5 protein-coding genes and 1 pseudogene are annotated in these 4,819 nt (G+C 41.2%); all 6 read left to right on the top strand.

Annotated elements, in window-relative coordinates; translation table 11 throughout:
* Positions 1-347, top strand: a pseudogene (locus tag AC1DRF_RS16865) (ATP-dependent DNA helicase RecG); the annotation flags it as partial.
* 501 nt (positions 348-848) lie between these two features.
* Positions 849-1,412, top strand: a complete 564-nt coding sequence (gene fapR, locus AC1DRF_RS16860; RefSeq protein ID WP_477741205.1) for a transcription factor FapR — start codon at positions 849-851, stop codon at positions 1,410-1,412.
* 20 nt (positions 1,413-1,432) lie between these two features.
* Positions 1,433-2,437, top strand: a complete 1,005-nt coding sequence (gene plsX, locus AC1DRF_RS16855) for a phosphate acyltransferase PlsX (protein WP_028410795.1) — start codon at positions 1,433-1,435, stop codon at positions 2,435-2,437.
* A gap of 3 nt (positions 2,438-2,440) precedes the next feature.
* Entirely contained in the window at positions 2,441-3,385 is a 945-nt protein-coding gene (gene fabD, locus AC1DRF_RS16850) for an ACP S-malonyltransferase (RefSeq protein WP_427075222.1), read from the top strand.
* A gap of 1 nt (position 3,386) precedes the next feature.
* Complete coding sequence (gene fabG / locus AC1DRF_RS16845) at positions 3,387-4,127, top strand: 3-oxoacyl-[acyl-carrier-protein] reductase (RefSeq protein WP_013058906.1); 741 nt, start codon at positions 3,387-3,389, stop codon at positions 4,125-4,127.
* 138 nt (positions 4,128-4,265) lie between these two features.
* On the top strand, positions 4,266-4,499 hold the full coding sequence (gene acpP / locus AC1DRF_RS16840) for an acyl carrier protein (RefSeq protein WP_013058905.1): 234 nt from the start codon (positions 4,266-4,268) through the stop codon (positions 4,497-4,499).
* Positions 4,500-4,819 lie beyond the last annotated feature (320 nt).

The following is a 4,819-nucleotide window of genomic DNA, read 5'->3' as shown; positions in this document are numbered from 1 at the left end:
GCGTAGGACGAGGCGATGCACAGTCGTATTGCATTCTGCTCGCTGATCCGAAATCAGAAGTTGGAAAAGAACGAATGACCATTATGACGGAAACAAACGATGGATTTGTGTTATCAGAAAGAGACTTAGAGCTTCGTGGACCTGGTGATTTCTTTGGAAGAAAACAAAGCGGGATGCCTGAGTTTAAAGTAGCCGATATGGTGCACGATTACCGTGCGCTTGAAGTAGCTCGAGAAGATGCTGCTAAGCTTGTAAATTCCGACAGCTTTTGGACAGAAGATCAGTTTGCACTGCTGAGAATACAACTAGAAGCAACGGGCGTATTGACTGGAGAAAAATTTGATTAGTAAAAGAGACTGAAACAAAGTAGTTTAGTTGAAGGGAAATCCGAACGATCAATCGTTCGGATTTTTTTCATTGTGATGATGAACGTAGATTTCATGTATGTGATAGGTATGTAGGTGCTTCTAACTGTTAAGTGAAGGGCAAGGCACTTCTGCGGGGAAAGCGGAATAGATGAKACCCCGCAGAAGCGTAAGGGACGAGGAGGATCACCGGCCGGCCGCGGAAAGCGAAGTCTTGCACGGAAATCCGTAGCGGTGTAACAAGCAATCTATACGAGCTCCTTTACCCCATTTGTTCATCTTTAGATTGAAGTGATCTAGTTATGTCTCAATCTCTTTTCGTCTATAAAGATAAAAAGCGGCTCAGAGTGAAAGAGTTAGCCGCTGGTGGCCATTAATACGACGTCAATGCACAGAATACAGCATGTGAAAAATGTTGCAATTAGAAGGCAATGATTATATACTGCTATTAGTACCTAGTATTAAAAGTTCGGATGGTGGACAATGAAGCGCAGTAAAAAAGAAAGACAGCAGCTATTAAAAACGACAATTGAAGAAAACCCATTTATTACGGATGAAGAACTAGCAGACCGTTTTTCAGTGAGCGTTCAAACAATTCGATTAGACCGCCTAGAGTTGTCGATTCCTGAACTGCGAGAACGTATTAAGCATGTAGCTTCAAAACAACTAGACGAGGAAGTGCGTTCGCTTCCGATTGAAGAAGTAATTGGAGAAGTTATCGACATTGAACTAGATCAATCAGCGATATCTATTTTTGATGTGAAAACAGAGCATGTGTTTCAGCGTAATCAAATCGCTCGTGGTCACCACCTTTTTGCGCAAGCTAATTCGTTAGCTGTCGCTGTTATTAACAACGAACTAGCGCTCACAGCAGATGCGTCGATCCGTTATCATCGCCCTGTTAAGCTTCATGAACGAGTGATAGCAAAAGCGAAAGTTCTGTCAACTAGTGAAGTGCGAACCACCGTTAAGGTAAACAGCTATGTAGGGCAAGAGCAAGTGTTCTCTGGCACTTTTAAAATGTATCGTTCTACAAAGGATAAATAATAAAAAGGATGAGACGCAACATGAAACTAGCTATTGATGCAATGGGCGGAGATCATGCACCGAAAGCCATTATTGAAGGTGTAGAAAAAGCTACTGCTCAATTTAAAGAATTACATATTACGTTAATTGGAAACGAATCAGAAATAAAAAAATATTTAACAAATTCAGATCGTATTTCGATTATTCATACAGAAGAAACCATTGATGCAACTGATGAGCCAGTGCGAGCTGTGCGCCGTAAAAAACAAGCATCTATGGTATTAATGGCAAATGAAGTAGCCGAAGGTCGTGCTGATGCTTGTATTTCAGCAGGAAATACAGGGGCGTTAATGACAGCGGGACTTTTTATTGTAGGTCGCATCAAAGGCATTGAACGTCCAGCACTTGCTCCGACGCTTCCGACACTAGATGGAAAAGGCTTTTTAATGCTAGACGTTGGTGCAAACGTTGATGCCAAGCCTGAACATTTGCTCCAGTACGCTGTGATGGGGTCTGTGTATGCCGAAAAAGTACGCGGCATTCAAGCTCCTAGAGTGGGACTGCTGAACATTGGAACTGAGGATAAAAAAGGAAATGATTTAACAAAGCAAGCCTTTCAGCTACTAAAAAATGCTGATCTTAATTTTGTAGGCAACGTGGAATCCCGTGATTTGCTAAACGGCGTAGCGGATGTGGTTGTAACAGATGGTTTTACAGGGAATATGACTCTTAAGAGCATTGAGGGAACGGCGCTTTCTTTGTTTTCTATGATTAAACAAGAATTAATGAGCACGTTAAAAAGCAAATTAGCCGCAGCGGTGCTAAAGCCTCAGCTGCAGGGGTTAAAAGCGAAAATGGATTACAGTGAATATGGAGGCGCAGGGCTGTTTGGATTGCATGCGCCTGTTATCAAAGCGCACGGTTCGTCGGATGCGAATGCAGTATTTAGCGCGATTAAGCAAGCTGTGAATATGGTGGAAAACAATGTGTCTTCCACTATTCAAAAAGCCATCGAACAAACTGCTAATGAAGAAAAGGAGAGATAAGAAATGGGGAAAATTGCTTTTATCTTTCCAGGCCAAGGGTCACAAACTGTTGGTATGGGAAAAGATTTATATGATGGAACAGAGGAAGCGAAAAAGCTGATTCATACAGCTGACGAAGCTTTAGGGTTCAGTCTTTCAAACATTATTTTTGAAGGGCCTCAAGAAGAATTGACTTTAACTTATCACGCTCAACCTGCTCTTTTAACAACGAGTACAATGCTGCTTGAAGCATTTAAAACGAGCGGAATTACACCCGATTTTGTTGCGGGTCACAGTCTAGGAGAATACAGTGCGCTTGTGGCTGCTGAGGTTTTATCGTTTAAAGATGCCGTTGTTGCTGTTCACAAAAGAGGTCGCTATATGGACGAAGCTGTACCAGCAGGTCAAGGTACAATGGCAGCAGTGCTTGGCATGTCAGCGGAAGATCTAGAAGCCGTTACCGCTCAAATTACAAGCGAAGGCGACGCTGTTCAGCTTGCAAATATTAACTGTCCGGGTCAAATTGTTATTTCAGGTACGGTAAATGGCGTAGAAAGAGCAGGAGCTCTTGCCAAAGAAAAAGGTGCAAAACGTGTGATTCCTCTAGTGGTAAGCGGTCCATTCCACTCTAGTTTAATGAAGCCAGCCGCTGAAAAACTACGTGATACGCTAGAAACAGTGGGCTTTAGCGATGCGAAAGTTCCAGTCATAGCAAACGTAACAGCAAAGCCGGTTACTGACAGTCAAGATATTCAAAACAAGCTAGTGGAACAACTGTATTCTCCAGTGAGATGGGAAGAAACAGTTGAAACACTTCTTGCAGAAGGTGTAGATACATTTGTTGAAATTGGACCAGGAAAAGTATTATCAGGTCTTGTGAAAAAAGTAAATCGCCGTGCGGCTGTGTATGCTGTTAATGATCTTACATCATTAAAATCAACGATTGACGCACTAAAAGGGGGAGAATAACATGTTACAAGGGAAAGTTGCGGTTGTAACAGGCGCTTCTCGCGGAATTGGTCGTGCCGTTGCAATTGAGCTGGGAAAGCTTGGTGCTAAAGTAGTTGTAAACTATTCTGGCAGCGAAGCGAAAGCTCTTGAAGTTGTGGATGAAATTAAAGGATTAGGAACGGATGCAATTGCTGTACAAGCAAATGTGGCAGAAAGTGATTCTGTACAAGCAATGATAAAAGAAGCGATTTCTACATTTGGTTCAGTAGATATTTTAGTGAACAACGCGGGCATCACACGTGATAATCTTCTTATGCGTATGAAAGAAGACGAATGGGATGATGTTATTAATACAAACTTAAAAGGCGTATTTTTGTGTACAAAAGCGGTTACTCGTCAAATGATGAAGCAGCGCGCAGGACGTATCATTAATATTTCATCAATTGTCGGCGTCAGCGGTAATGCTGGACAAGCAAATTATGTAGCAGCAAAATCAGGCGTGATTGGTTTAACAAAAACAACTGCCAAAGAATTAGCGAGCCGCAATATTACAGTGAATGCAGTTGCTCCTGGTTTCATTGCAACAGACATGACGGATAAATTGAATGAAGAAGTGCAGGCGGAAATGTTAAAGCAAATCCCTCTTGCAAGCTTCGGCCAGCCTGAGGATGTTGCGAACGCAGTTGCGTTTTTAGCATCAGATGCAAGCCGTTATATTACGGGTCAAACGATTCACGTTGACGGCGGAATGGTGATGTAAAAAAGGCACTTTACGAAAAGTGTAATTTGGTGATAAAGTACAAAGGGACGTTTACTAGGCGACCGATAAACTTTATTATTCAACCATAGTATTTTAGATGGAAATCATCTATAATGACTTGAGGGGAGGTGAAGAACAATGGCAGAGGTACTAGAACGCGTAACAACAATCATTGTTGATCGTCTTGGTGTAGACAAAAGTGAAGTGAAACTAGAATCTAGTTTCAAAGAAGACTTAGGTGCTGACTCTCTAGACGTAGTTGAATTTGTAATGGAGCTTGAAGAGGAATTTGATATCGAAATTTCTGACGAAGAAGCTGAAAAAATTTCAACTGTAGGAGATGCAGTTAATTACATACAGAGCCAAATTTAATCTGTAGTATATGTATGAAAAGCCCCGTTAAACAGCGGGGCTTTCTCTTCTTTTTAAGAATTTCAAAAAAAGACCTCTTTTTTTTGAAAAGGTAGTGTATCTTTTAGGATACCTCGTTTTATAATGAGAGATGTTAAGAAAAAACTACGAAACAATTGAAGCAGGTAAGCGGAGGTATTTTATGCCTAAACAATATTCAAATCGAGATCGAAAGATGAACGTGAAATTCAAGCAAAATTTTGCAGAGTTTCAAAAGGAAATTGGTATTCAGTTTACAAATGAAGCGCTTCTTTTTCAAGCATTTACACATTCATCCTATG

This window comes from Priestia sp. P5_B4 (genome assembly GCF_056400385.1).
This window is presented reverse-complemented; position numbering and strand designations above follow the sequence as displayed.

Bases quoted from the DNA above. Each gene is read 5' to 3' on its own strand.
- fapR (WP_477741205.1), top strand. From the start codon at position 849: ATGAAGCGCAGTAAAAAAGAAAGACAGCAGCTATTAAAAACGACAATT.
- fabG (WP_013058906.1), top strand. From the start codon at position 3,387: ATGTTACAAGGGAAAGTTGCGGTTGTAACAGGCGCTTCTCGCGGAATT.
- plsX (WP_028410795.1), top strand. From the start codon at position 1,433: ATGAAACTAGCTATTGATGCAATGGGCGGAGATCATGCACCGAAAGCC.
- acpP (WP_013058905.1), top strand. From the start codon at position 4,266: ATGGCAGAGGTACTAGAACGCGTAACAACAATCATTGTTGATCGTCTT.
- fabD (WP_427075222.1), top strand. From the start codon at position 2,441: ATGGGGAAAATTGCTTTTATCTTTCCAGGCCAAGGGTCACAAACTGTT.